At 40.2% G+C, this 2091-nt stretch carries 3 protein-coding genes; all 3 read left to right on the top strand.

Annotated features, from left to right (window positions below; all coding sequences use genetic code 11):
* Positions 1–158 precede the first annotated feature (158 nt).
* The 3 genes from CSH92_RS16905 to CSH92_RS16895 all read left to right on the top strand — a co-directional run bounded on the left by CSH92_RS16905 (position 159) and on the right by CSH92_RS16895 (position 1650).
* The gene (locus CSH92_RS16905) at positions 159–563 is read left to right on the top strand and encodes a hypothetical protein (protein WP_100658831.1); all 405 of its coding nucleotides are present in this window, start codon (positions 159–161) and stop codon (positions 561–563) included.
* A 129-nt stretch (positions 564–692) separates the two neighbouring features.
* Complete coding sequence (locus CSH92_RS16900; protein WP_100658830.1) at positions 693–980, top strand: hypothetical protein; 288 nt, start codon at positions 693–695, stop codon at positions 978–980.
* A gap of 106 nt (positions 981–1086) precedes the next feature.
* Positions 1087–1650 (top strand): hypothetical protein, encoded by a 564-nt coding sequence (locus tag CSH92_RS16895; protein ID WP_100658829.1) that lies wholly within the window; start codon positions 1087–1089, stop codon positions 1648–1650.
* The last annotated feature ends 441 nt before the right edge of the window (positions 1651–2091 follow it).

Genomic DNA, 2091 nt, shown 5'->3' with positions numbered 1-2091 from the left:
GGATACTAAAATTATATTTGGCTAAATCAATGCCAAGGACTTTAATAGACATATGGACTCTCCGCTTATATTTTGAAATCTCGCAATTTCACTATGGCACATCGATGCCGATTAAGGGTGGGGAGTCCATATCATTCGTTAGGTACCAAGGAAGATAAATGGATTATCAAGAATCGACAGGACGTTTCAGTGAAGTATTGCTCGGAATAGTTACTTTCCTAATCTCATTAGTTTTCTTCGGCTTAATCTTTTTAGTAGCTTCAAATGCATCGTTATCATTTGCCTCTATTGGCGGATCCATAGTATTGGCTCTAACTGGATTTTGGTTTGCACAACTCGCATATCGACTTATTTTCCGCAAACATCGTAAAACTGGCGGTTTAATATCTCCATTTGCCATTAAATTTTGGTGTGCAATTTTTGGTATATTTTCAATTTTCTTCTTAATTTTTGCAGTATTTGAGACCGACATTAATGCTATGGTTAGCGCGGCAGTAATGCTTCCGGCATGTTGGTATGGTTGGAAACTTGCAGATAAGAGGCAACAGCGGAATGGTACCTAACAATCGCATTAAAACTCGCTGCGCTCGCGCGGACATCTACCTGTGGGCTCGCGCTGCGCGCAAGTTTAGCCCACAGCTAGCTGCCCTTTATGCGGGGCGTTAGATTTATGACTCACCATCGGTTCTATTTTGAAGAATAACGCTAAATCAAATGCAACTATCAAGAGTGCTGCATTAACTGGAGTTTCTCACGCAGCTCTTTTTTTGCTTTCTGTGATCGCTTTTGTATTGTTTGAACCAGCAGATACGGTAAAAGTCATTTTTATTATTATTACGGCTTTGCTTTTTTCGGTTTCAAGTTTTATCTGGGTGTTTGGGCTTAAAGGGTTTAATGTTGAAACTATCAAAAGAATGTTTACATGGTGGTTAAGTGGAGGTGCCGTACTTGTTGTTTTTGGACTCATTGCAAAAATCTAACAAGCCGATCAAGCTCACTCGCTTCGCTCGCTGGGACAATTCCTCGCATGCGGCTCCGCGATTTTCGCATGCAAGTAATTGCCCCTTATCGGGGTGTTATGCACCTATGAAAGTCTTAACTTCAATTTTACTAATAATAATTGCTTTCTCCTCATCTGCTTTTGATTCGGAAAGCCAGATAAATGAAGTCAATTTGAATAAATACGGCTGTGTCTTGAAACTGAAAAGTTCAGTTTTCGAAAACAGTACAGTTCCAAATGATCATCAGTCGACCGTTGGGCTTTATTACAATTTCTTCAGGAAACGGCCTAGTTTTAAAGAGTCTGATTTGGAGTTTTATAGTAAAAATAATGAAGGTTTACTTCATATGATTACTGTATTGCCTTCTTATGGAGCAGAAAGGCACAAAATTACAGTCGACTCCGTGCGCCTCGTATTAGGGCAAGAAGTCATATATTTCGATAAAGTTACTAACTTTGATCCTACATTGCCAAACTTTATCTTGGATGCTGAGTATGTAGAAAGAGTTTACTCTCACCTAACTGATAATAGAAAGTTAGAGTATATATACACTTACAGCAACCAAAGCGAATTGACACACAAACCTGAAATAAGAGATATAAAAGTGTATTCAAGAATGTTTGAGGCCTGTATAGAAACTGCCGAGTAGGTGCATAACAAGCCCATTAACGCGCTGCGCTGGGACACTTACCTGTAGGCTCCCTCCGCTTCGCTCCGTATTTTAGCCTACAGGTAATTGCCCCTTATGGGGGTGTTAGGTGACTCCATGAATTTAGACACTTTGCTTCGTGGATTAATAATTCTGCCAGGAGCCGTAGTTTTCATTTGGTGCCTAGTTAATATTGCGAAGAACTTCAGTGAAGCATTAAGGTTCTGCGAAAAACCGTTTTTAGTTAGGACATTGCCATTTCTTTTCCTCAGCAACACCTACTTTTCAGAGGAAGGTGTCGCGCTCAAAAATAGAGGGTTCAAGTGGCTATTCTTAGGGATATTTACTTGGTTGGTTTGCGTTTTGTCTTTGTTATTTATTGGGGGTAACCTTGCTCTTTAGCGGCGACGTCACCTAACAAGCCCATTAAAGCGCTGCGCT

It is taken from the genome of Neoalteromonas flava (assembly GCF_002807685.1).
GTDB lineage: Bacteria > Pseudomonadota > Gammaproteobacteria > Enterobacterales > Alteromonadaceae > Alteromonas_E > Alteromonas_E flava.
The sequence above is the reverse complement of the archived record's forward strand: the minus strand, read 5'-3'. Positions and strand labels throughout refer to the sequence as shown.